At 69.6% G+C, this 25,434-nt stretch carries 15 protein-coding genes, 1 pseudogene and 2 CRISPR repeat arrays; of the genes and pseudogenes, 15 read left to right on the top strand and 1 reads right to left on the bottom strand.

The window, feature by feature from the left end; translation table 11 throughout:
- Window positions 1-457 precede the first annotated feature (457 nt).
- From DIZ27_RS41215 to cas2e, 13 genes and pseudogenes are all read left to right on the top strand, one after another.
- Complete coding sequence (locus DIZ27_RS41215; RefSeq protein ID WP_181383955.1) at window positions 458-1,204, top strand: hypothetical protein; 747 nt, start codon at window positions 458-460, stop codon at window positions 1,202-1,204.
- Window positions 1,188-1,757, top strand: coding sequence for a hypothetical protein (locus tag DIZ27_RS41220; protein WP_109383450.1), 570 nt, complete (start codon window positions 1,188-1,190; stop codon window positions 1,755-1,757). The genes DIZ27_RS41215 and DIZ27_RS41220 overlap by 17 nt, the downstream gene beginning before the upstream one ends.
- Entirely contained in the window at window positions 1,754-3,673 is a 1,920-nt protein-coding gene (locus tag DIZ27_RS41225; RefSeq protein WP_109383451.1) for a hypothetical protein, read from the top strand. Before DIZ27_RS41220 ends, DIZ27_RS41225 begins: the two co-directional genes overlap by 4 nt.
- A 69-nt stretch (window positions 3,674-3,742) precedes the next feature.
- Window positions 3,743-3,895, top strand: a pseudogene (locus tag DIZ27_RS48080) (IS256 family transposase); the annotation flags it as partial.
- Window positions 3,896-3,945: 50 nt separating this feature from the next.
- Window positions 3,946-4,746, top strand: a complete 801-nt coding sequence (locus DIZ27_RS41235) for an alpha/beta fold hydrolase (RefSeq protein WP_181383956.1) — start codon at window positions 3,946-3,948, stop codon at window positions 4,744-4,746.
- 817 nt (window positions 4,747-5,563) lie between these two features.
- Window positions 5,564-6,869: direct repeats of the CRISPR family, unit length 28 nt; unit sequence GAGCAACCCCCGCAGGCGCGGGGACGAC.
- Window positions 6,870-7,033: 164 nt separating this feature from the next.
- The gene (gene cas3 / locus DIZ27_RS41240) at window positions 7,034-9,937 is read left to right on the top strand and encodes a CRISPR-associated helicase Cas3' (protein WP_258308832.1); all 2,904 of its coding nucleotides are present in this window, start codon (window positions 7,034-7,036) and stop codon (window positions 9,935-9,937) included.
- Between the two features lie 320 nt (window positions 9,938-10,257).
- Window positions 10,258-11,946 carry a type I-E CRISPR-associated protein Cse1/CasA gene (gene casA / locus DIZ27_RS41245; RefSeq protein ID WP_109383454.1) on the top strand — a complete coding sequence of 563 codons (1,689 nt, stop codon included), beginning with the start codon at window positions 10,258-10,260 and terminating at the stop codon, window positions 11,944-11,946.
- A complete protein-coding gene (gene casB, locus DIZ27_RS41250) occupies window positions 11,943-13,112 on the top strand; it encodes a type I-E CRISPR-associated protein Cse2/CasB (protein ID WP_109383455.1) in 1,170 nt (389 codons plus the stop codon). The genes casA and casB overlap by 4 nt, the downstream gene beginning before the upstream one ends.
- A gap of 145 nt (window positions 13,113-13,257) precedes the next feature.
- Window positions 13,258-14,436: a type I-E CRISPR-associated protein Cas7/Cse4/CasC gene (gene cas7e, locus DIZ27_RS41255; protein ID WP_109383456.1), complete on the top strand. Its 1,179-nt coding sequence runs from the start codon at window positions 13,258-13,260 to the stop codon at window positions 14,434-14,436.
- Entirely contained in the window at window positions 14,433-15,233 is an 801-nt protein-coding gene (gene cas5e / locus DIZ27_RS41260; protein ID WP_109383457.1) for a type I-E CRISPR-associated protein Cas5/CasD, read from the top strand. Before cas7e ends, cas5e begins: the two co-directional genes overlap by 4 nt.
- Before the next feature lie 4 nt (window positions 15,234-15,237).
- Window positions 15,238-16,023, top strand: a complete 786-nt coding sequence (gene cas6e, locus DIZ27_RS41265) for a type I-E CRISPR-associated protein Cas6/Cse3/CasE (protein WP_109383458.1) — start codon at window positions 15,238-15,240, stop codon at window positions 16,021-16,023.
- A complete protein-coding gene (gene cas1e / locus DIZ27_RS41270) occupies window positions 16,016-16,999 on the top strand; it encodes a type I-E CRISPR-associated endonuclease Cas1e (protein ID WP_109383459.1) in 984 nt (327 codons plus the stop codon). The genes cas6e and cas1e overlap by 8 nt, the downstream gene beginning before the upstream one ends.
- Window positions 16,996-17,340: a type I-E CRISPR-associated endoribonuclease Cas2e gene (gene cas2e, locus DIZ27_RS41275; protein ID WP_109383460.1), complete on the top strand. Its 345-nt coding sequence runs from the start codon at window positions 16,996-16,998 to the stop codon at window positions 17,338-17,340. Before cas1e ends, cas2e begins: the two co-directional genes overlap by 4 nt.
- 21 nt (window positions 17,341-17,361) lie before the next feature.
- Window positions 17,362-19,341: direct repeats of the CRISPR family, unit length 28 nt; unit sequence GTCGTCCCCGCACCCGCGGGGGTAGCTC.
- Between the two features lie 278 nt (window positions 19,342-19,619).
- Here cas2e and DIZ27_RS41285 read toward each other — a convergent pair.
- Window positions 19,620-19,796: a hypothetical protein gene (locus DIZ27_RS41285; protein ID WP_181383957.1), complete on the bottom strand. Its 177-nt coding sequence runs from the start codon at window positions 19,794-19,796 to the stop codon at window positions 19,620-19,622.
- A gap of 375 nt (window positions 19,797-20,171) precedes the next feature.
- Between DIZ27_RS41285 and DIZ27_RS41290 the strand changes: the two genes are divergently transcribed.
- Both DIZ27_RS41290 and DIZ27_RS41295 read left to right on the top strand, forming a co-directional pair.
- On the top strand, window positions 20,172-20,528 hold the full coding sequence (locus DIZ27_RS41290; protein ID WP_258308833.1) for a trypco2 family protein: 357 nt from the start codon (window positions 20,172-20,174) through the stop codon (window positions 20,526-20,528).
- 376 nt (window positions 20,529-20,904) lie between these two features.
- Window positions 20,905-25,314, top strand: a complete 4,410-nt coding sequence (locus DIZ27_RS41295) for a hypothetical protein (RefSeq protein WP_146229093.1) — start codon at window positions 20,905-20,907, stop codon at window positions 25,312-25,314.
- Window positions 25,315-25,434: the final 120 nt, after the last annotated feature.

Here is a 25,434-nt window from a genome sequence, read left to right on the forward strand (position 1 = left end):
CAGCTTCGCGAGATGCTCGGCGGTTGCCCTGCGGACATCGAGCACGGCGGTGTAGGTGATACTGGACGCCACGTGGAGCCTCTGGTTGTACGGAACGTGATCTTCGCAGACCCGTTCCTATCAGGGGCTTCACTCATGTCTGACGTCGAGTCACCATCCCGCCGTCCGGCGTCATCACGCACCGCAACCGTCACGTTGCCGAGAAGACCTCAATGGCGGTATTTTCTGGGATTTTCAGCAGATCAAGACGCGGGACACGACCACACCCTGGGCGCTCACGGACGTTCTCGCCAAGGGCCCGCTAAAGAGCCTATGGCGTACGTACGGGACGGTGAAGGACCAGGGGCTCTCATACAGGCTCACGGCCGGTTTGGAGGGCTACCTCGATCCCGCCGACGCTCTCGTTACTGCTCTCGCACACGGAGGAGGGGCAGACAACGAGCGGTGCTTGAAGCGGGTGACAGCCCACCTGAAGGCTGACGTCAAAGAAGTCTCTGCCTTCCTGGGCCTGGTCCGTATCCGGGAACTGCCCAGACGCGAGGACATCGAGTTACGCAACACCGCCTTCCTCCACGAGCTGGGCCCGTCTTTGACCGGTGCGGAGATCACCGGCCTCTACACCGAACTCGTGCGCCGTACCCGAGAGGCAATGCAGGGTCGCCTGGGTCCTCGGTGGGCCGAGCAGCTAGCAGTGCATGACCTGCCTACGAAACTGCTGAGGAAGCGCATCGGGCCCAGCACCGTTGCTGACCTTCAACAGCGCTTGCTGCGCCCCGACCACGTGCTGCTGACCGATGTCTCGCAGCGACTCAGCGGGGTTGAAACAGCGCTGGTCCGCAAACTCCGCCGTGGCGCGGCGACGGACGATGTGATCCAGGAAGCTCAGATGGTCCGCGCCCATGCCGACATTCACCGTATGAAGCAGCAGTCCCTGGGCACGTGGCCGGCTGACCCGGCCATTGAGGCGGACCTAGACGAGCGGCTGCTGCTGGTCGCGCGCCGTACCATCCGCAGCCACGCCACTGACCCTCGCCCGGCGAACGCCATCTTCGACGGCCTTCAGACCACCCTCGAAACGAGCGCCGCTACCCACGATCGCTGGCCCCTGTACGCCCGGGACAGCGTGCTTCTCATGGGCCGCGCGTGCGCCATTTCCGACGAATGCCGCTTCGACTGGGGGACCGCCCATGAGTCTCCTGCCTGATGTTGCCCCACCCTCCACCGCGCCCCCGGGCCATCCCAACGAGCTGCCTCCCTCCGCCGACGCGCAGGCCAGGCTTCTCATACTCATCGACGCCTTCTCCGAGACAGCCGCATCCAAGGGCATCGAAGGCCGGATGAAGCTCGCCAAACTCGACTTTCTCCTGCGCTACCCCGAGCACTTCAACCATCTGATGGCCGAGCGCCGACCCGACACCGACCCAGGCGACGACCCGTGGCTGACAGGAGCAATCGAGCAGAGCATGATCCGCTATCGCTACGGCCCCTGGGACCCCGCCTACTACGCCCTCTTAGGCGCTCTGACGGGCAAGGGTCTCATCGAACCCAAGCACGAGAACGCAGTCGCGACCTACCGCACCACGCCAGCCGGAAGAACGGTCGCGCAGGCCCTCGCCGAATCCGAAAGCTGGCGCCCCGTACGTGATCGGGCCCGCCTCCTGCGCCGGCACTTCAACCTCACCGGCACCACCCTGAAAGACCTGATCTATCGAGCGTTCCCCGACATCGTCGAGGCGGACTGGGGGACACAGCTGTGAGAATCCGGATCGAAGAACTGCACCTGGTCGGAACCAGCCGGCGCATCCGTTTCGAGCCGGGGATGAACGCCATCACTGGCGCCATGAGCGGCGGGAAGACGGCGACGATCAGCTGTCTTCGGGCCCTGCTCGGCGCCGACGTAAGTGTCGTCCCCGAGCTCCGGGGCCGCACCATGGCCGGCACCGTACTCATCGGCGACCGCCGCTTCCGCATCGTCCGACCCCTTGTCACCACCACTACCGCCAAGGTCGACATCGCCGAGATCGGAGGTCAGGAGGAAGCCTGGCGGCTGCCGGCCAGCGAACTCCAGGCCGGCTACGACCACACCTTCCGCGACTGGCTCCTCGACCGCCTAGGCCTGCCCCGCATCAAAGTGCCACGAGCCCCCACCGACCAGACGAGCCCGCTTGTCCCCGTAACAGCAAGCGACTACCTCATGTACTGCGTCCTGAGACAGAAAGAGATCGACGCTTCTGTCTTCGGCACCGCTGACAACTACGCGAAGAACATCAAACGCCGCTACGTCTTCGAGATTCTCTACGGCATCCATGACCCCGAATCCACCGGACTCAGGGAACGGCTTCGCGAAGTCTCCACGGAGCTCAAGGCCCTTACCGCAGACTCCGTCACCCTGGAACGACTCCTGGCTGAGACAGCCTTCGGCTCACAAGCCCAGCTGGAGGTGCAGCGCACGGCAACCGAGGCCAAGCTCCGCGCGGCACGCACGGCGGACCAGCATCTGACGAGTGAGCTCACCGACCCTTCCACGGTGACCCTGCGCTCTCGGATTGCTGACGCTGAAGCCGAACTCGCACGCATCGACATGGCAACCGCTGCGGAATCTGCTGCGGTAGCCAACCTGCGCGAGCTACACGACCAGCTCATCGCCCAAAGTCGTCGCCTCACCCGCGCACTCGTCGCGGAGCGGCTCCTCAACGACTTCGAGTTCCACACCTGCCCCCGATGCGGATCCGGCGTCCCAGAGCGCGGGGACGAGGACACCTGCCGCCTGTGCCTGCAGACCCCTCCGCAGACCGCGGCACCGTCATCCCTCGCCAGCGAGCAGGATCGGGTCATCGAGCAGGTGTCGGAAACCAAACAGCTCATCGAACGCAGCACGAAAAGGATCGAAGAGCTCCAAGCCGCACGCGCAGGCCACGCCCGCCTCCGCAACGACCTCGGAGCACAGCTGGACCGAGCCACGGCAGCCTTCGTCAGCGATCAGACCGACCGTATCCGCGTCACAGCCGCCGAACAGGCCCGGCTTGAAGAACGTCTGATCAGCCTGGAACAAGCCCTGTCGCTTTACGAGCGCTCCCAGAAGCAAGCGCGCCGCATCGCCGAACTGGAGCAGGAACAGGAATCTCTCAACGCGAGCATCGACGCTTCCCGGCACAGCAACCCTGCTGTCCAAGAACGATTGCGGAAACTCGACGCAGCATTCGAGATGATCCTCCGTGCCTTCGACACCCCACGGTTCGAAGAACCGTCAGGCACGTACATCAGTCGCAAGACATACCTGCCCATCGTTGACGGCCGATCCTTCGCAGACCTCGGGTCCCAGGGAGTGGAAGTCCTCGTCAACGTGGCGCACGTCCTCGCACACCAACTCGTCGCTCTCGGCGACAACAGCGTTCCGCTCCCGAACATCCTGATCATCGACGGCATCAGCAACAACGTCGGCCACGAAGGCATCGATCTCGAACGGCTACGCAAGATGTACACCACCTTGCTTACCGCTGCCCGCGAGCACATCGACGACCTGCAGATCATCGTGGCGGACAACGATCCCCCGCCCATCTCCGGAGTTCACCGCGCGCTTGAACTGTCGGACACCGATCGCCTCGTCCCAGGAGTGACTGCCACACACGAGGCCCCGGACGCAGAGACTGATCAGGATGGCGATAGCAGCTGAGACACCAGTCGTGCTTACAGCGCGAAGTCCTGGGGTTCGTGCTCCCGGGACTGTGTGCTCTTCGCTGTCCGGGGCGCCGACAGTGCGGCCGCCGCACTCGCCATGGTCTTCAAGCTCGTCGAGTCCGCCCAGGCCCGGCGGCGGGCCGTGCACGTGCCCCACCTCGTCGCCCTCGTCCGCGCCGGGGCCCGCTGCGAACGCGGCCGGCTCGTCGAGCGCCCCGAGGCGGTTGCGGCATGCTCGAGGCCGGCCGATTCCCTGGGGGCTCCAGCGTGGCATGGTCTGAACACGTGGTGGTGCGAGACGGCGTCCGGCTTGCCTGCCGGGACTGGGGCGGGCCGGGACAGCCCCTCGTGCTGCTGCACGGCCTGGCCGGTCACGCGGGTGAATGGGACGTACTGGCACGGCGCTTGAGCTCCCGGTATCGGGTCGTCGCGGTCGACCAGCGCGGGCACGGCGCCAGCGAGCGCCACCCGCGGGACATCTCCCGCGCCGCCCACGTCGCCGACATCATCGCCGTTGCCGATCGGCTGGCGCTGCGGCGGCCCGTCCTGGTCGGCCAGTCGCTGGGCGGGCACACCGCCATGCTCACCGCCGCCGCGCATCCCGGGCGCGTCCGCGCACTCGTGCTCGTCGAGGCCGGCCCCGGCGGTCCGAACCCGAACGGCCCCGCGGACATCGGCGGCTGGCTCGACTCATGGCCGACCCCGTTTTCCTCGCGCGAAGCGGCAGCCGCGTTCCTCGGCGGCGGACCGGTCGGCGCAGGCTGGGCGGCCGGGCTGGAGGAACGCGAGGGCGGATGGTGGCCCCGCTTCGACCGGGACGTGATGGTCCGCTCGCTGGCGGAGAACGCCCGGCGCTCCTTCCGGCACGAGTGGGGGCAGGTCGCGTGCCCCACCCTGGTCGTCCTGGCCCAGTCCAGCTTCATCCCCGCGCAGGAAGCCGACGAAATGCTCCTGCAGCGACCCGCCACCCTGGCCATGAGCATCCCCGGCACCGGCCACGACCTGCACCTGGAACAGCCCGAGATCCTGCACACCGCGCTCGTGGACTTCCTCGGGAGCCTCGTCTGAGAACTCCTGCGCGGTCACCACGACACCAAAGTCAGACCCCGCACGTAGCCACCGATCCACAGGTCATGACAATTACTCTCGATGGGTTCGGGGAAGTCCTTCCCGGACATGAGCACACGGACGGTGATCCGTGCATCGCCGCAGCGGCAGAGTCCTGTCCGTCTCAAGCCATCAAGATCTCGCGCACCGGCTGAGTGTCAGGCGCCGGGCAGGCTGCGGATGACTCGACGTATTGCCCGACGGAGAACGGTTGACCCAGACTCCCGTCATGAGCACTCCGCGACGCCACCTCGGAACCGGTCCGAGCACCACCAGGAGCACACCGACGACGGACACGAGCCTGCGGCTTCTGCCCGTCGAACGAGCCGAGCCGGGTGCACTCTTGGGGGAAGCCGAGCACCAGGACGTGGCCGGCCGGAAAGGCCGGCGGAACCTCGGGCCGGGCATCGCGGTGACACCGGAAGGGGTGTCGTAGGGAAGTTGTCGGCGTCCGGGGCTCCCTTGACCGGACCCCTTGACCAGCAGGTCAGACTCCTTGACCAAGGTCGGTGTCCGGCACCGGATGAGGCGCCCTGCAGAACGTCCTGTGAGGCGTCTCGGTAGGCGCCTTGTGGGGCGCCCTGGTTCGGCGAAGTCATTCCGTCTTAAGCCATCAGGATTTCGCACCCTGCTGAGCGTCAGTGCTGGGCAGGCTGTCCTACTTGGCCCGCACCGATCCGGTGCGGGCCTTTTCTCGTCCCACGCTCTCACGGCGGGCAGCGCAGCAAAGCGCTGGCCAAGCCCGAGATCCGGCACACGCCCTACCCGGTGGAAGTCGGGGCCACCCCCGCGGGCGCGGGGGCACTCCCCCTTGTGCCCGGACTCCCGCTGTGAGGAGGGACCATCCCCGCAGGCGCGGGGACGACGCCCGGGTTGAGCTCCATGCCGTAGATCGTCGGGAGCAACCCCCGCGGGCGCGGGGACGACCCCGCGGTCGGTCAAGGCGAAGGACTGGGGCGGGAGCAACCCCCGCGGGCGCGGGGACGACTCCGTCGGCGCCGGCGGTGATGCGGTCGCGCAGGAGCAACCCCCGCAGGCGCGGGGACGACCCCCTGCCGACGTTCGCCGCGTGACACGCCCTGGGGCTACCCCCGCGGGTGCGGGGACGACGAAGGGCCCGTCCACGGGGTGTTGGTCATCGGAAGCAACCCCCGCGGGTGCGGGGACGACCTCGTCCTGCGCGAGCAGCTCGTCCCGCTCGCGGAGCAACCCCCGCGGGTGCGGGGACGACCGGCACACCCAGCCGCACGGCGACGCCGCCGAGGAGCAACCCCCGCGGGTGCGGGGACGACCCGGCGGGGTTCACGACGTCATCGAACGTGAGGGAGCAACCCCCGCGGGTGCGGGGACGACGCACCCACCCCGATCAGCAGCGCAGCGAACGGGGAGCAACCCCCGCGGGTGCGGGGACGACGTGCGGCGCAAGTTCATGAACCTGCCCAAGGTGGAGCAACCCCCGCGGGTGCGGGGACGACGACCTCCTCATCGACCAGGGTGACGCGTTCGCGGAGCAACCCCCGCGGGTGCGGGGACGACGCTGCGACGTCGCTGCGGATGTTCTCGACGAGCGAGCAACCCCCGCAGGCGCGGGGACGACATCGAAGGGGTTCAGGTCCGCGACGGCTGGACGAGCAACCCCCGCAGGCGCGGGGACGACCGGCAGAGGAGAAGCCAGCACGCATCCAAAGGAGAGCAACCCCCGCAGGCGCGGGGACGACCCGCCGATGACCATCCTGGGCCGCCCGGTGATCGAGCAACCCCCGCAGGCGCGGGGACGACACCTGGGCGAGCACCCGAGGCTGCTGGACGGGTGAGCAACCCCCGCAGGCGCGGGGACGACGGTTTGCCCGGCCCGCTCACCTGGAAGCTCCTGGAGCAACCCCCGCAGGCGCGGGGACGACGCCGCGGCCGACGACGACGAGCCGAAGAACCGGGAGCAACCCCCGCAGGCGCGGGGACGACGTGCAGCTCCGCCCCGTACCGCAGGAAGTCCCGGAGCAACCCCCGCAGGCGCGGGGACGACATGAGGAGGGCCTGGGCGCGGTCGGTGTGCAGCGAGCAACCCCCGCAGGCGCGGGGACGACACGTGTTGAGCTGCGGTGATGCTAGCAAGAGCCAGGTTTTTCATTCCCCTGGGTTCGGCTCTGATTCCTCGCCCCGGGTGATTGTCAGTGGCGGGGCTTATCGTGCCGATGGCACCAAATGCTTGGGGGGTTCGGTGGACGGTGAGTGCTCGATCGTTGAGCTGATGAGGGCGATGGGGCTGTCGCCGGAGGCTATCGCGCGGGTGTCGCGGCTGTGGGGGAAGTCGGCGGCGCGCAACGGTGGGCGGACGCATGTGCTGCTCGGTCACCTGCTGGACACGGCGGCGGTGGCGGGGGTGATGTGGGACCACTACCTGTCGGCTGGGTTCCGTCGGCGGATGGACGAGGTCAGTGGTGGCCGGGGCCGGTTGTGGTTCATGTGGATCTGCGGGATTCACGACTGCGGGAAGGCGTGCCCGGCGTTCCAGGCGGTGGATGCGGCCGAGGCGGCGCCGGTGCTGGCGGCGGGGCTGACGTGGGGGCGGCTGCCGGCCGACCGGCAGAAGCGGTGGCGCCATGACGTGGCCGGGGCCGCGCTGCTCAGGCCCCGCCTGGTCGCGGAGTGGGGCAGCGCGGAGAGCGCCGGCTGGGTGTGGCCGCTGATCGCCGGACACCACGGCGCGTTTCCGTCGGTGCGGGGGCTGAAGCCTTCGCACCGGGAGGTGCAGGGGCGGGGTGCTGCCTGGGAGGAGGCTCAGCGCGCGGTCGTGGATGTGTTCACCCGTGCCGTCGGCTTCGACGATCTGGCGGATGTGCGGCCGGCGGGTGCCTTGCGGAAGGCGGAGCAGCTGGCGCTGTCGGGTCTGATCGTCATGGCGGACTGGATCGCCAGTGACAGCAGGCACTTTACGGGTGTGGCGGACGCGGGCCTGGTCTCGTTTCCTGAGGCCCGGCGGCGCGCCGAGGCGGCCTGGGAACGGTTGCGGCTGCGGGGTGGGTGGCGCGATCTTGCGCTGCCCCGCAGCAGGCTGGACCCGCTGAGTGTCCGGCTGGGTGTTCAGCCGCGGGCGTCGCAGCGGGAGCTGGTGCAGCGGGCGTGGTCGCTGCCGGTGCCGGGGCTGATGGTCGCCGAGGCGCCGATGGGCGAGGGTAAGACGAAGGCGGCGCTGGCCGCGGCGGAGGTCCTGGCGGCGCGGTTCGGCCTGGACGGGGTGTTCGTGGCCATGCCCACCCAGGCGACGAGCGACCCGATGTACGAGCAGGTCCTGCGGTGGGTACGCACCTTCGATCCCGAACTCGAGTCGCAGGTCGCGCTGCTGCACGGCCGGCGCCGGTTCAACGCCTGGTGGCGGGCCATCTGGGAAGGAAAGCAGCGCCCCGACGGTGAGGGCCCGGCGGGCGGGGGCGGGGCGGGTCCCGGCTTTGATCCGGCGGAGGACGACTTCGGAGTGATCGACGAGGACGCCGACTACGGCATGCCGCCCCAGCAGCAGCCCGGCAGCCGGGACCACGGGGATGCGGCGGACCGTCCTGCCCACTGGTTCCTCGGCAGCAAGCGTGGCCTGCTCACCGCATTCGCCGTCGGCACGGTCGATCATCTGCTGCACGCGGCGACGCGCACCCGGCACGTGATGCTCCGGTTCGCCGGCCTGGTCGGCAAGGTCGTCATCGTGGACGAGGTGCATGCCGCGGACGTCTACATGCGGCAGTTCCTCGTCGAGGCGCTGCGGTGGCTCGGGCAGGCAGGAGTGCCGGTGGTGCTGCTGTCGGCGACGCTGCCGCCCGCGCAGCGGCAGGGTTTCGTCGATGCGTACCTTTCCGGTGTCCTCGGCCGGGCGGACGTGAGCCAGCCGGTGCCGGAGCCGGCCGGTTACCCGTGTGTCACGGTCGCCTACGGCGTGGACGGGCTCCCGGTTGCCGAGAGTTCGCGTGAGGCGGTGCCCTCGTGGAGAAAATCGGCTCCGGTGCGGCTGGCCTGGCTGCCCGACGCCGACCCGGACGGGGTGCGGGTCGCCGCAGCCGTACGGGAGGCGGTCGCCGACGGAGGCGTGGTCCTGGTCGTGGTCAACCAGGTCGACCGGGCCCAGGCCATCCACCGGGCCCTGCAAGACAGCGGCTTTGACGGTGAACTCCATCTCCTCCACGCACGGCTCTGCTCGGCCCACCGCGCGCAGCGGACGCAGACGTGCCTGCGTCTGATGGGGCCCCAGGCCGGGGACGCCCGGCCACAGCGGATGGTGGTGGTCGCCACGCAGTTGGCCGAGCAGTCCTTCGACGTGGACGCGGACGTGCTGATCACCGACCTGGCCCCCACCGATCTGCTGCTGCAGCGCATCGGCCGCCTCCACCGCCACAGCGGTACCCGCCGTCCGGCGGGGCACCGGCTGCCTCGTGTCCTGGTGACCGGCGTGGCCCCGGGAGGGAACGGGGCCCCGCGGTTCCTGCCCGCGTCGAAGGCGATCTATGGCGAGTGGTCGCTGCTGCGGGCTGCGGCCTTGGTGACAAAGACCGCAGGCCCCCTGGCCGGTACGCATGGCGATGCTGCTCTGCCGGGGGCCGGCTGGAGCATTCCCGCGGACGTTCCCGGTCTCGTCGCCCGGGCCTATGGGACGGCGGAGCTATGCCCGCCCGCCTGGGGCGAGGCGGCTGCCCGGGCGGCGTGGCAGGCCAAGGAGAGCGAGCGCGAGAAGAACGCCGAGGGCTTCTTGTTGACCCGCCCCCGCGAGTGGGGGGCTCCCACTTTGGAGGGTCTCCACTACGCGGGCAGCCGGGCCGCCTCCGAGGAGGAGCTCGATGCCGTGGTCCGCGACGGCGACCGGACCGTCGAGGCTGTGATCGTCCGCCGGACCGCCGACGGGTACCGGGCTTATGACGGGACGTGGATCGGCGTGCACGGCGAAGTGGACGACGACATGGTGGTCGACCGGCTCCTGGGCGGCACCGTACGCCTGCCGGCCCGCGTGACCCAGGCGGCAAAGGCCGGGCTGACGGCGCTGCCGGGGTGGGCGGGCCAGCCCTGGCTCCGGTACGCCCGTGCCCTGGTGCTGGGGGAGGACGGCACGGCGCTGTTGGGCAGGGACCGGGTTTCGTACGACGGCCTGCTCGGGCTCGTCCTGGAACGTGGCTGAGCGGGGGTGCGCGTGGAGCCTTGGAGAGCCCTGAACCCCGCGGGTGCGGGGACGACGTGAAGCACTGAACGGGAACACCCCCGTCTTCGGGGAAGCGGAGGCTCCACGCGCCGTCGCAGAGCCTACTCAGCCGTGGGCCGCAGCTCTTGCTGCGGCTCCAAGCATCCTCGGAGATATGTGAGAATCGGTTGCAAGCAGTGAACATTGTGTGAAAACGTTCGGCCTGGCGGATCGTTGCGCTTCTGGGGAGAGGTGCGCGGGTCCGCCGGCCCGCACGTCCGGGGGGACGTGGGGTTGACTCATGGAGGGGGGAAGCCGCCATGGACGTCGAGGGAGACCTGGTCCACGGTGCATGGCTGACCGGGGTCGACGCCGCCGGCGTGACCCGCGAGGTCGGCCTCTTGGACGCGCTGGCCGGCGCGCACACGATGCGGCGTCTCGAGGTGCCGGTGGCAACGATGCTGCCGGCACTGCTGCGGCAGCTGCTGCTGCCGGTGGTGTTCGACGCGACCGGTGTGCCGCGGTCCCGGCAGGAATGGGCCGAGCGGTTCGAGCGCGGCCGGTTCTCGGCCGACGAGCTGGAGCGCCTGACGCACTATCTGAAGACCCGCTACGCCGACCGTTTCCGGCTTTTCGCCGATGAACGGCCGTTCGGGCAGGTGGCGGGCCTGGCGGCGTTGAACGGAGAGACGAAGTCGGCGGCGCAGCTGGTGCCGTCGGTGGCGTCGGGCAACAATGTGCCGCTGTTCAGCGCGCTGAGTGAGGCCGACGAGCTGCTGCTGACGCCAGGTGAGGCGGCGCTGTGGCTGCTGCACGTGCACTGCTGGGACACGGCCTCCATCAAGACCGGGGCGGTCGGGGACCCGCAGGCGAACAAGGGCAAGACCACCGGTAATCCGACGGGCCCGCTGGGCCAGCTCGGTGTCATCGTCCCCACCGGCCGCACTCTGTACGAGACGCTGCTGTTGAATACGCCGGTCCTGCCCGACGGGCTGGATCCGGCGGACCGGCCGCAGTGGGCGTGGCACGAACGACCGGACTCTCTCGGAGGGAAGTCCCCGGCCGGCCCGGCCTGGTCGGATCGCCCGGCAGGCGGCCTGCTGGACCTGCTGACCTTCCAGGCCCGCCGGATCCGCCTGATCACGTGTGAGACAGAGCACGGCCTGCGGGTGCACCGCGCGATCGTGTCCGCCGGTGACCGCCTGGTGCAAACCCCGGAGATCGACCCGCACACCGCCTGGCAGCACACCGCCAAACCGAAGAAGGGCCAGCCGCACCGCCGCCCGCGCCGGCACCCCTCCGGGCGCGCTGCCTGGCAGGGCCTGGGGAGCCTCCTGGCGATGACGCTGCCCCAGGAGGGCGACGGCCCCTACACCTCGCTCCTGCTGCGCCAGATCGGGGACCTGCAGGCCGACGGCGCGCTGCCGGAGGGCTATCCGCTGGGTGTGGAGACCTCCGGCCTCGAGTACGGCACCCAGTCCGCCGTCGTCGAGAATGCCATCGGTGACGAGCTGCCCCTGCCGGTGGCGGCTCTGCTCGCCGAGGACGACTGGCTGCGTGTTGCCCTCCTGGAGTGCACCGCTCAGGCCGATCATGCCGCGCGGGCCCTGGACGGTCTGAACAACGACCTGCGCCGCGCGTCCGGCGGCGATCCGCTGCCCCGCGACAAGGGGAACCGGCCCTCGGCGCAGTTCCTGCACGCCCTCGACGCCACCATGCGCCGTCTGCTCGCCGGCCTGCAAACCGTCGGCGCAGACGAGGACCTTCTGGAGCGGGCGCAGCTCGCCTGGGAACAGTCCGTGCGGATCGCCGCCGTGCGCGAGGCCGACAACCTGCTGGCCGCGGCACCGCCGCGCGCCGTGGTGGGCCGCACCGTGAAGACGGGCGACAAGGAGTTCGTGTACCGCAGCGGCAAGGCCGTCGGCATCTTCCACGCGAAGCTCGCCGAGATCCTGCCTCGGGCCGCTGAGGAGCGGCGCGTCCAGCCCGAGGAGGCGGCCGCAGCATGACCACCACGCCCACCACGCCGAATGCCCGCCAGGCCGGCCGTGCCTTCTCCTTCTTCTGGCAGGAGGCGGCCCAGGACTGGCCGACCGGGGGCCCGGAGGGCCGTTCGGGGTTCTCCGAGTACGTCACCCGGACCCTGCGCGCCCTGCGCGAAGGTATCGGCCGCGAGGCCGGCACCGTCCCGGCCATCCGGCACGCCCACCGCACTGGTCTGCCGGACGACGCCGACCGCCTGCCGCTCCTCTACATCGCGGAACACGCCGTGCTCACGCTGTTCGGGCTGCACCAGCACGCTGCGGCCGAGCCGGTGCACCGGCCGGGCGTCGGCCTGGGCACCGCCTGCCGTCGTCTGCGCCAGAGCGAGCAGCTGTCGGACGCCGCAGTGGAGCGGCGGCTGATCGCGGCGGCAACCGCACAGGACCTGCACGAGCTGGTCCAGCATCTGCAGCGGCTCGTCCCTCTCCTGCGCCAGGCGGGCATCGGCATCGACTACACGCGCCTGCTGCACAACCTGGCCGACTGGGACGGGCCCGGCCAGGACCGGGTGCTGCGGTCCTGGGGCCTGCAGTACACCGACCCCAACACCCCCGCCACCGAGGGCGAGGACACGCCGGACGCCGATACCGCCCCGTACTGGGCGACGTGCGCTCCCGGCAGCGTCAAGGCCGGTGCGGAACTGGCGGCCCTGCGCTCCGGAACCGGCCGGGTCGCCGGCACCGTGCCTGCCATGTGGCCCTTCCACCGCACGCGGATGGCGTCCGAGTGGCATGACAAGGGGTCCCTCACCCGGGACCTGGCAGCCGAGCACACCGCACTCACCCTCTTCGCCCGTCACCAACAGACGCACCACCGGCCGATGCACGCCCGGGGCACCAGCCCCGGCACCGCTGCGGGCCTGCTGGCCAAGAAGGCGGAAGACGGGGAGGGCAAGGCCGGCAAAGCGGCCTTGGAGCGGCGCTTCGGCGTCCTGCTCACCTCCGACGACGGCGATGAACTCGCCATGCACCTGCGCTCGCTCGTCCCGCTGCTGAACCGCGCCGGGATCGGCCTCGACTACGACCTGCTGCGCACGGCGCTGCGGACCTGGGACGACCCCAGACGCCCGGATGCCGCCACCCGCTTCCGGCAGCAGTGGGACCGCGACTTCCACACCGCTGCGTCCTCCTGACACCCCGCCGGGCACTCCTGCCGCACGCCTTCCGCCACAAGCTCGCAAGGCCCTGCGACAGCGCCGCTCTTCAACCCTTCCACCCCTCCGCGCCCCGGTCCGGTGGCGCGCCATGCCCTCAGAAGATCTTCAAGGAGTCTCTGCCATGGCCCAGCCCAACCTGTTCCTCGAAATCCACATCCTGCAGAGCCTTCCGCCATCCAACGTGAACCGGGACGACTCCGGCACCCCGAAGCAGGCCCTCTACGGCGGTGCCCGCCGCGCCCGCGTCTCCTCCCAGGCATGGAAGCGCGCCACCCGCACCGAGTACGCCCAGCACGTGGCGGAAGCCGACCGGGCCACCCGCACCAAGCGGATCGCCACGCTGCTCGCCAAGCGTCTCGCCCGCCCGGTCGCCGAGAACGGCGCCGGGCTCGAGACCGCCCAGGCCGACCGCTTGACCGCGGCACTGCTGGAGCCGCTCGGCATCACCAAGTCGGCCAAGAAGGACGACCAGTCCGCCTACCTGCTGTTCTTCGGCAAGAAGCAGCTCGACGCCATGGTGACGATGCTGGAGGGCCGCGCCGCCGAACTGGCCGCCCTGCCGGACAAGGAACTCGCCGACGAGGTCAAGAAGCTTCCGGTCGTCGCCACGTTGTCCACCGGGCACCCGGCGGAGGTCGCCCTGTTCGGCCGCATGGTCGCCGACCTTCCCGCCCTGAACGTCGATGCCGCCGTCCAGGTGGCGCACGCCCTGTCCACCCACGCCGTGCGCACCGAGTTCGACTACTACACCGCAGTGGACGACGAGAACACCGAGGACCACGGCGCCGGCATGATCGGCACCGTCGAGTTCAACTCCTCCACCCTCTACCGCTACGCCGTCCTCGGCGTGCACCAGCTCCACGACAACCTCACCGACACCGACGAGACCCGCCAGGCGACCGTGCGGTTCGTCGACGCGTTCACCCGCTCCATGCCCACCGGACACCAGAACTCCTTCGCCCACCGCACCCTGCCCCACCTAGTGCTACTGACCGCCCGCACCGACCAGCCGGTCAACCTGGTCTCCGCCTATGAGGAACCGGTCACCGGCCTCACCGGCCTGGCCCCCGAATCCGTCGTGCGACTGGCCGACGAGCTGAAGACGGTGAGCGACACCTGGGGCAATGAGCCGCTGCGGATCCTGGCCACCTACACCACCGAAGGCGACAAGGTCACCGAGGCATTCGGTCCGTCCCTGCCCTTCCCCACGATGCTGGACGCCGTCGACACCCTGGTCGGCGAATGGCTCAACACCGGAGAACTCGCCCCCGCCGACACCGCGAAGGCCGACAGCCGATGACCACACCCGACCACGCGACCCTCGTGCTGCGGCTGGCCGCCCCGCTCCAGTCCTGGGGCGGCCCCTCCCGCTACAACCGGCGCGAAACCCGACCCCAGCCCACCAAGTCCGGCATCCTCGGCCTCCTCGCCGCCGCCGAAGGCCGCACCCGCGAGGCCTCCCTCACCGACCTGGTCGGCCTGCAACTCGGCGTCCGCGTCGACCAGCCCGGCACCCTGCTGCGGGACTACCACACCTACAGCGACTACCGGGGCGGCCCCCTACTGTCCGCCAAGGTCAACGCCAAGGGCCGACAGACCCGGACCACCCCCGCCAAGTACACCGGCGTCACCCAACGCTTCTACCTCCAAGACGCCGTCTTCGTCGCCGCCCTCCGCGGCCCAAAACCCCTGATCGAGAGCCTGGAACACGCGGTACGCCACCCCGCATTCCCCCTCTCCCTGGGCCGCCGCTCCTGCCCGCCGACCGGCCCCGTCAGCCTCGGCCTGCGCCCCGACGCACCGCTGGAGCAGACACTGACCGAGGTGCCGTGGCAGGCATCCCGCCACCGCCGCAACCAGATCCGCGGCACCGAAGTCTCCCTCGAGGCGACAGTGGAGGACCCGGCCGGCGACCAGCTCGCCGTCGACGTCCCCAACACCTACGACCTCAAGACCGGCACCCAGTTCAGCCGCCGCACCGTCCGCCACCGGTGGGTCACCGTCCCCACCGGCCACGCCCCACAACCCGACCACACGACAAACCCCGGCACCGGCCGGCACCCAGACCACGACCCGTTCGCCCTCCTGGGCTGGTGACCTCATGCCCTACCTGTCGAAGATCCCCCTGAACCCGCGCCGCCGCGCCGCCGTCTCCCTGCTCTCCAGCCCCCACCGACTGCACGCCGCCATCCTCGCCGGACTCGCCGTGCAGCCCGTCACCGAACGCGTCCTGTGGCGCCTGGACAACAACACCCAGCACCGGGCCGAGGTCCTTGTCCTCACCGAGAGCCGACCTTCCTGGGAACACCTCGTCGACGACGCCGGCTGGCCCGGAGCCGACGGCGGCACCCCGCTCATCGCCGACTACCGTCCGCTCCTCGAACGCATCGCCCTCGGCCGCGAGTTCGCCTTCCGCCTCACCGCCAACCCCGTCCAGTCCATCCCGCGCCCCGCCAAACCGAGCGAACAACAGACCGCCCGCCTCAAACAGCACACCGACGACGGCACCAGAACCCGCGGCTTCCGCGTCGCCCACCGCACCGCCGCCCAGCAGCTCGGGTGGCTCCTCGGACGCGCCGAACGCCACGGCTTCGCCATCCCCGACGCCACCGCCGCCCCGCCCGCCCCCGGCCTGCAGGCCGACGGGCAGCCGCCGACGGCAGGGCCAGCGGTATCCGTCGTCAACCGCGACATCCTGCGCTTCCGCAAGCACCCCGACGCACCCCGCATCACCCTGTCCACCGCCACCTTCGAAGGACGCCTGACCGTCACCGACCCCGCCGCCCTCCGCACCACCCTCCTCGAGGGCATCGGCCCCGCCAAGGGCTACGGCCAGGGCCTGCTCACCCTCGCCCCCCTCCACACCAACGAGACCGGACGTGGCTGAACCCTGGTGGCGGACCGGACCGCAAGACGTACACCGGCTCGAGGACCGCATCTCCAGCCTCTACGCCGAACGCTGCCACATCGACCGCGACGACAACGCCATCGTCCTCATCAACAAAGCGCGCACCGTCCACGTTCCGGCCGCCTGGCTCGCCGTCCTCCTCATCGGCCCCGGCAGCCGCATCACCCACCCCGCCGTCACCCTGCTCGCCGACTCCGGCACCGCCGTGTGCTGGGTCGGCGAACACGGGGTCCGCCTCTACGCCACCGGCACCAGCACCGCCCGAAGCTCCCAACTCCAACTCCGCCAAGCCTGGCTCGTCACCCGCCCCAAGGAACGCGTCGCCGTCGCCCGCCGCATGTACGACATGCGCTTCCCCGACGAAGACACCACCGGCCTCACCCTCCAGCAGCTCCGCGGCCGCGAGGGCACCCGCATCCGCCGCCTCTACGCCCAGCACGCCGAGCGGACCGGGGTGCCCTGGACCAAACGCGACTACAAACCCGGTGACGCCTTCGCCGCCGGCGACGACGTCAACCGGCTCCTGTCCGCCGCCAACTCCGCCCTCTACGGCATCTGCCACGCCGCAATCACCGGACTGGGCGCCAGCCCCGCCCTCGGCTTCGTCCACACCGGCAACGCCCTCTCCTTCGTCCTGGACATCGCCGACCTCTACAAGGCCGAGTTCACCATCCCCCTCGCCTTCGACCTCGCCGCACAGGGCCTCACCTCGGAACGTGACGCACGTACCGCATTGCGGGACGCCGCCGTGCGGGGCAAACTCCTGCCCCGCATCGTCACCGACATCAAGCAACTCCTCGTCCCCGACGGCGGCGACCTGCCGGACGAGGACCTCGGCGCCCTCTGGGACGACGGCGACACCATCGTCAGCGGCGGCCGCAACTGGAGCGCCACACACCACCTCGACGTCATCCCGGAACCCACCGACCCCACCCCCGCGGGGACGGCCCCGTGAGCGCCGGGACGACCGTGGTCGTGCTCATCGCGGCCCCACCTGGGCTCCGGGGACACCTCACCCGCTGGTTCGTCGAAGTGGCCGCCGGCGTCTACGTCGGCAACCCCAATCCCCGGATCCGTGAACGCCTTTGGAGCGTCCTCGCCGAGCGCATCCACGACGGCCAGGCCGTCATGATCGAACCGGCGGCCACGGAACAGGGCTGGTCCGCCCGCACCGCCGGCCGCGACCGCTGGACCCCCGTCGACTTCGACGGCCTGACCCTCATAGCCCGTCCGCGCCAGAGCGGACAGCCCTGGCGGCCCGCGAACGAGGTGAAGCAAAATGGCATGATCACCTGACAACACCGCAGGTCACGAAGTGTCGTCCCCGCACCCGCGGGGGTAGCTCCGGCCAGTGCCGCTCTACCCGCTGCTCGAAACGGTCGTCCCCGCACCCGCGGGGGTAGCTCCGGGGCGGGGGCGGCTCTGGTGGGGGCGCGGCCGTCGTCCCCGCACCCGCGGGGGTAGCTCCTCTTGCCCCGAGGTGATCAGTCCGCTTTGGCTGTCGTCCCCGCACCCGCGGGGGTAGCTCCCGGTACTGGCCGGGCTTGCCCTGCTGCACCAGGTCGTCCCCGCACCCGCGGGGGTAGCTCCGCGCACCCGGGTCGGGGTTTCGCAGCAGGATGGTCGTCCCCGCACCCGCGGGGGTAGCTCCGCCTGACCCCTGTGGGCTCGTGCCGTCCGGTGGTCGTCCCCGCACCCGCGGGGGTAGCTCTCAACCCGGCGGAGCGGTACTACCGGCGCGGTAGTCGTCCCCGCACCCGCGGGGGTAGCTCCCGCTGCCCCACACCCGCTTGGGCACCTTCACCGTCGTCCCCGCACCCGCGGGGGTAGCTCTGCAGCCCCTTGGAATGCGCTTCCCACGCATTCGTCGTCCCCGCACCCGCGGGGGTAGCTCTCGACTGGTCGACCAACGCGACGAGCGACCCAAGTCGTCCCCGCACCCGCGGGGGTAGCTCGAGCTGGGGTTCGAGATCAGAGGGTGACCATGCGTCGTCCCCGCACCCGCGGGGGTAGCTCCCGCTCGGCCCGCGCCTCGGACTGCTGAGAGATGTCGTCCCCGCACCCGCGGGGGTAGCTCCTCCAGCAGGCGCACAGCGTTGTCCGGCGCAGGGTCGTCCCCGCACCCGCGGGGGTAGCTCCCCGGCTCCCGGGCTATCTCCGCCCGAGAGAGCGTCGTCCCCGCACCCGCGGGGGTAGCTCGACCCTGGGGGAAACCCTCACGCCGGTCATCGGGTCGTCCCCGCACCCGCGGGGGTAGCTCCGCGGCAGCACTCCTGCGGCAGCTCTCCACCTAGTCGTCCCCGCACCCGCGGGGGTAGCTCCGGGGCCCCGACCTGCGGAAACGGAAGGGGCCCGTCGTCCCCGCACCCGCGGGGGTAGCTCCCCCGAGGCGCTCATCCGGGAGGGGCGCGACTGGTCGTCCCCGCACCCGCGGGGGTAGCTCCTCGCCCGACCCCGAGGCGTCGGTGGCCGCGTTGTCGTCCCCGCACCCGCGGGGGTAGCTCCCTCGGCTTCGGCTGCGGCGCGCAGCTCGGCCGGGTCGTCCCCGCACCCGCGGGGGTAGCTCCGCGCCGATCATCACCGCGGCCCCGTCCTGAGTGTCGTCCCCGCACCCGCGGGGGTAGCTCCCTGGGCCAGCAGATCGACGGACTCACCCGCGCGTCGTCCCCGCACCCGCGGGGGTAGCTCCACACCCTGCGCTACGGGCCGCGCGGCATCTACGTCGTCCCCGCACCCGCGGGGGTAGCTCCGCCTCCCGGTACGCCGGCCGACCCGCTCCGCGGTCGTCCCCGCACCCGCGGGGGTAGCTCCGAGGACGCGGTGCGGCTCTGGCAGGAGTTCGAGTCGTCCCTGCACCCGCGGGGGTAGCTCCAACGACGACGGCGTGATGGTCGCCCTCGTCCCGTCGTCCCCGCACCCGCGGGGGTAGCTCGCGCAGCCACGGCAAGACCATCGGATACCGAACGTCGTCCCCGCACCCGCGGGGGTAGCTCCTGCGCGCCCACCAGGAGCAGCAGCAGGCCGACGTCGTCCCCGCACCCGCGGGGGTAGCTCGTACCGCAGGATCGGCGGCGGTGCGGACATGGTGTCGTCCCCGCACCCGCGGGGTAGCTCCCTGACCATCCTCGACCTCATCTCGCGCGGCCAGTCGTCCCCGCACCCGCGGGGGTAGCTCGGAGGGGTACCGCATCTACAAGGCGCAGGGGTGGTCGTCCCCGCACCCGCGGGGGTAGCTCGACGTACCACCCCGTACATGAGGCCATCCGGCTGTCGTCCCCGCACCCGCGGAGGTAGCCCACCCCTGCCGGAGTCCGGTCAAGGGGGCGCCGGGGATCTGGTGGGGATCGCGGCGACCGAGCGACACGGCGGTAGCCGCCTCACCAAGATCACCACCCGGCTTTTCCCTGCGATGTGTCGGGTTTGTGTCAGTGGAGTGGTCGGCAGTCGTCGGCGGCTGCTTTCCGCCGTCTTTGTGCTGGTCATGGTGGGGATGAGTGACGGTCCGCTGCTGACACGGGCAGCGGGGTTCACTGACACGAGGCCGAGATATCGCACGTCGGGCCCCGGTGCCCGGGTCACCGTCCGGTGAGCTGCCGGGTGAGCCACGCGTTTGCCTGACGTCCGCTGCGGAGCCGTACGACGTGGACGCCCAGAGCGGCCGTCTCGGCGACCTGCCGGGCGTAACGGGGGCGGCCGACGACCTGTTGCGACAGGCCGTGGATAAGCGCGCGGCAGTTCACTGACGACCTCAAGCGCGGCCGCATCCCCCGCCAGGAACTCACCCGCAGCCTCGCCGAAGCCTTCGCCGACCCCACGGTCTACAAGGCTCTCCTGCGCTGGATGAAGGCTCACGGCCGCTGAATCACTAGGCAAGCAGCGGCCATCCAAATTTGGATGGAAGTGTTCGAGTGATTCGAACATTGACGATGAGGCGCATCGGTGCGATGTGCCGGTTTGGTGTCAGTGACGGCGTGTCAAGGCGGGAAGCGCGCCGTCCCGGACCTTGCCCCAGCGGCCGAAGGGTGCGGCCGTCCATGGCGAGGGCCTGAATTACGTGGTTGCAGCCTGTAGTTGTATTGTGCGCTTCGCGTATTCAGCGGAGGCCTGGGCTGCGGAAAGGGGCGGGTATGAGTGACGGCGGGGACTTCCAGATGAATGAGATAGAGGTGGAGGGCACCGGTCTGGCCCAGGCGATCGAGTCGTTGCGGGCCGAGCTCGGCGTGGCGCAGGATGCTGGCGCACATCAGCAGCTGCGCTTCGAGATCGAGGAGGCTCATCTGGAATTGCTCCTGGAGCTTCGGCGGGATGTGAAACCGGGGGTGAAGTTGCAGTTCGGTGTTGTGACTGCTGGCGTTGATGCTTCGGTGGCCAGCGCGCGTACGCATCGGCTGACGTTGAAGCTGAAGGTGCGGGACGAGGCGCTGGGTGGGCGTAATGCTGAGGTGAACCGGCAGCAACTTCGCCCCTGGGACCACAGGGAGTAAGGGCGTGGATCCGCGGCGGCTTGCTGACGTACGCGCCGGTGATTCATTGGGTGCGCGCTCCCACGGGTCGGGGTACTTGGTGGCGCCGCGGTTGGTGTTGACTGCATGGCACACCGTCCATGACTCCCGCACCGGAGAGCGGTTCGAGCGCATCGAGGTGCGGGTCGGGCATCACGATTATGGAGAGCCGGTCCGGCGCTGGGGTCAGGTTTGCTGGGCCGGTCGCGATGGCGCGGATGTGGCCCTGGTTCGGCTTGACGAGGCCGTAGCCTGTGTGGGCTCGGTAAGGTGGGGGCGGCCTGGTGGGGGAAAGGTCCTGCCCTACCAAGGGCTAGGTTTTCCCCGGCTGGCCGAGTACGACGGCACCCAGCGGCGGGTGGAGCACTTGCGGGGAGATCTGCCCTCGCTGGCCAGCGGCCCGGGAGGCACCTTCGTCCTGGACCAAGCCGCAGCACCTCGTCCACGCAGCCAGAACAACGAGCGGCCGTGGTCCGGAGTCTCGGGCGCCGCCATCTTTTGCGAAGAAGTGCTGGTAGGGGTCGTGGTCCGTGATGACGCGGAGTTCGACAATCGGCGTCTGCACGCCGCACCCGTCTACGCCTTCGCCACCGCCCCCGACTTCGCCGCCCTATTCGAACATCATGTGGGAACCGCACCTGTTCTTGAGCAGGTGGGGGAGGAAGCCGCCGAGCAGTTCCGCCAGTGGGAGTCGCTTTTGCGGCGCTTGCCGCAGGCTATCAATGTCGCGGGAAGCGGGGAGATGCTGCTGGGCCGCGATCGTGTGCAGACGGGTCTTGTCGGCGTGGTGCGGCAGGCCGGCAAGGGCCAGGTCGTGGTGGTGCGTGGTGAGCCTGGTGTGGGCAAGTCGTCTCTTGCTCTGCGGGTCGTTGATGACCTGCGTGCGCAGTCGGCTGCCGTTCTGGTGGCTCCTTTGACGGCGATGCGGACACATGCGGGAGCGTTGGCGAGGCTTATTGGTAAGGCTGTCGCAGTGAGTGCAGATTCGGCAGACGTGCGGCAGAAGGTGCTGGTCCTGGACGGTGTGGAAGGCGTCCTGGAGGGTTTTGAGGATCTGTGCGCGGAGGCCGTGGAGGCCGCGCTGGCCGCGGAGATTACACCGGTGCTGGTGGGGCGGGACGACGCCGCAGATGGTCTTGGCGGGCTGGTGCAGCGCTTCAGTTCTGCGGGAGTGGTTGACTTCCGCGTTCCGCCGCTGGACGACGCGGAGATCCAGACCGTTCTGGCTGCCGCGCCCGAGTTGACACGCTTGGCCCGTGATCCGCGCTCTCGATGGTTGCTGCGTCGTCTGGCTGTCGTCGATCTCCTACTGCGGTCTATTGACCATGGCGGTGACCTGCCAGCGGTGCTGACCAGTGAGGCCGACGTGTACATCCACGTGTGGGACGCGCTGGTCCAGCGGCAGAAGGCGGAAGGCGTAGGTCCTGATGACCGGACGAGGGTGATGGTCTCGCTGGCTGGGGAACAACTGTCGGGTCGCCGCAATTCTGCGCTGTCGGGAGCGGCGCTGGCGTCGCTACGGTCGGACGGCCTCTTGGCGCCTCTAGGCGGGGCATCGGCAGTATCGGGCAGGGAACACGACTTCGCTCACGATGTGCTGAGGGATTTCGCCATCGCCCGACGGCTCCTTCTCGACGATGGTCCACAATTGCTGGAACTTCACGGGGCCCGGTGTGCGCTACGCGCCGCGCGGATCGTCTGTCAGGTGCGGCTGCGGCCGAAGTCCCCCGACACTTTCGTGGCCTGGTGGAGCACGACCTACGCGCAATTCCAAGAGCTGGCAAAGGCCCACGGTTCGCGGTGGGAGGAAGTGCCCTGGGAGGCGGTTCTGTCCGCCAGCTGGTGCGGTGAAGCTCTGGAAGCTTTGACAGGGCGCCTGTTGAGGGAGCCCGCTCTTTTGACAGCGCTCTTGCGGTGTGTAGCACTGCGCTTCGCGCAAGGGGGCGTGAGTGATGCGCTGGTCACGGCGCCGGTGGTGGCCTGGCTGGTGCGACAGCGTACTCCGTTTCTCGCTCCTGGTGAGGGCGAGGCCGACGACGAGCTGGTGCTGGGCTGGCTGCGGGCAGTGTCGGAAGACGAGGCCGTGAAGGCCGACATCACCGGCTACCGTCCTGTCCGGGTGCTGTTGCGGGAAAGACTGCTGCAAGCGGCGCCGAAGTATCCCTCAGAAGGCTTCCTCGAGGCATTGGCGCTGCTCGGTAGTGATCGTGATGAGGCTGCGAGCACCCTGTTGCGTGATGTGGCCCAGCGGCGGCCTCACGTAATGATGCACGCGGTCGACCGTGTGCACGCGGCTCGGTGCCTCGCAGCGACCGACGCCGCTCTCCTGGGAGAACTGGCCCTGGCCTACTACCGGCCTCGTTCCTTGCGCCCAGGCCATGCAGCGTCCAGGCGTCGCCGGGACGGCGGCAGGCATGAGTACTGGGGTATCAGGGAACGGGGGCAGGCAGCGTGGTACCGAGGGCCGTTCTACGCCCTTCTGTCTGCTGATCTTCAGCAGGGCACAGCGCTGATCAAGGCACTGCTCGATGCCGAGCTGGTAGCGGGCGCAGCTGACGGGGAAAAAGCGCAGGATGCGGGCCTGCGCATCGCATATCCGGGTATGGGTGTGCAGCAGTATCCCGGTGGGGATCATGCGTGGGCTTGGTATCGCGGCGTGCTGAGCGGTCCTCAGCCGTGTATGAGTGCTCTGATGGCCCTCGAACGGCGATGGGAGGAACTGATCCAGGCGGATTGTGTGTCAGCGCCCCAGGCTGCCCGGGCGGTCCTGGTCAATGTGGGAACTTCCGCTGGCGCCGGCTTGGCCTACGGCCTACTGGTTCGGCACCTGGAGGAGGTGACGGACGAGCTGGACGGATTCCTGTCATCTCCTGCGGTATGGGAGCTGGAGTACAGCCGAGTCGCAAACAACCGGGTGTTCGGCAAACAGGCAGACCTTCATGACAACGATCGATTGGATCGTTTTCCTGAGGAAGTGGCGATGCGCTTGGTCGTCCTGGCCAAACGCCGCAACGACGAGCCGGCCCTGACCAGACTGAAGGAGGTAGGGAAGCGGCTGCGCGCGGCTGCGCCTGAGAGCCCGGATCCGCTGGCCGTGGCGAACTGGGCGGACCATCTGGACTGGGAACGCTTCGCGCTGGTGTCAGAAGGGGATCAGACGGCCATCGTGGTGCGGCCATCAGACGATGTCGCACAGGAGCTGGCCAAGCGCCGCACTGAGTCCGCTCTAAGCCGCAAGCGCTATGAATTGATCAACCGATATGCGCTTTTTCAGCGTCCACCGCACCGAGCCATGGCACCGAAAGGCTTCGACTCCGACCAGTTGCTCCTGGACCTCGCTGCGGCCCGCAGTCTCGCGAGCAGTGATGTAGAAGTCTGGGACGCGGTCTGTGCTGTGGCGGCGGCTGCCATTCATGCCGTCGTTCAGGGAGCGCAGCTCCCGGCTGACGATCTCGCGTGGTCGGTGGACTTGCTGACGTCCGTGACCGAGGAGGAGCGGACTCAACTCGACGCTGCCACCCTGCCCTGGGGAGCACAGCGCATGGTGGCCCTGGCCCTCCCACATCTCCTGGTGGACGTGGGAGCCGGCACGGACTCGCCGCTGCGAGACGGCCGACGCCGGGAGCGAGTCCGCGCGGCGATCATCGCCTGCGCGGAAGCTGCCGCGCACGAGATACGTGCATCCACGGTCGAGGGCCTGCGGCCGGTGTGGTCTGCTGCCTGTGCCGACGGGGAGCCTTGGTGTCACCATGCCGTGGCATGGGACGCCATACAAGCTGGCGTACAGCTGGTATTGGAGGAAGCCAACGCATTCCTGCGCGGCCATGGCTCCTCGCGCCCGCCGGTAACGAGTCTCGACCAACTGACCGGTGATGAAGGAGCGATGGCCACCCTGGGCACGGTGCTGCCGGCCGTATTGGAAGCTGCGCGGACACAGCACTGCACAACAGCCCAGGCTCGCACCCTGCGAACCTCCCTTCTGAATGCCTATACGCGTACCGCCTGCGCCTGGGAAGACCTGGACTACCACCGCACGGCGGAGCAACACTGCTCACTGGCCGCGGCCCTGCTGCGGACCGCTGACGCCGAACCGGAGGTACTGAACGCTCTGGGCGAGGCTCTCGCCTCTTCCGCATACGCGCTCAGCCCCCTGCTGTACGGCTTGAAGCTCACAGCGACCTACGAGCCCGAGCTGATCAAATCTTTGGGCACCGTCTGGCCCCACCTGATGGAGACAGCGCTGACGCAGCCGGTACAGCAGCACCGCGCTTTCCCCGATGAAACATGCGAAGACGAGGAACTGATAAAGGACTGGGAACGACGCGACAGCTCTTTCCAGCAGTTCGCCCAGGAGCGGCTGCTGGAGGAACTGATCCCTCAGCCCATCTTGTCCCTGGGAGATCCGGATCCAGACGCCACCTTGCACCGTGCACGGGACCAGTGGCTGTCCCTGGCTCCCCTTGAGGATCTGATCGACGCCTGGACCACCTGGGCGGAACCAGGCCAATTCGCTGCCGACCACCTCATCGACCTACTCAAGACACAGCTGATCCCCGAGCAGCTCGAACCAGGACTGCGCTGGGTCCGCCAGCTCGTGCTGGGTCCTGACGGCCTCCCCCGATCACCGGGATTTGCACTGGCCGACTGGCTGCGGGACCTGCATCCATTCCTGACGAAGCCGACACGCCCTCACTACCAAGCCCTCGTCGACGGACTCGCGCTGATTGAACACCCCCAAGCCGCGGAACTGCAGCAACTAGACGAGTGATCCGCCGGTTCACTCACCGCATCTCCGCACAGTACATCCGGCACGACCCACCCCGCCGCCGCTACGGTCCGTGACAGGTGCGTGAGGGCAGCCGTCCGGCGGCGGGTGTGAGTGGGCGGT

Source organism: Streptomyces sp. NWU339, assembly GCF_003143855.1.
In the GTDB taxonomy this organism is placed as follows: domain Bacteria; phylum Actinomycetota; class Actinomycetes; order Streptomycetales; family Streptomycetaceae; genus Streptomyces.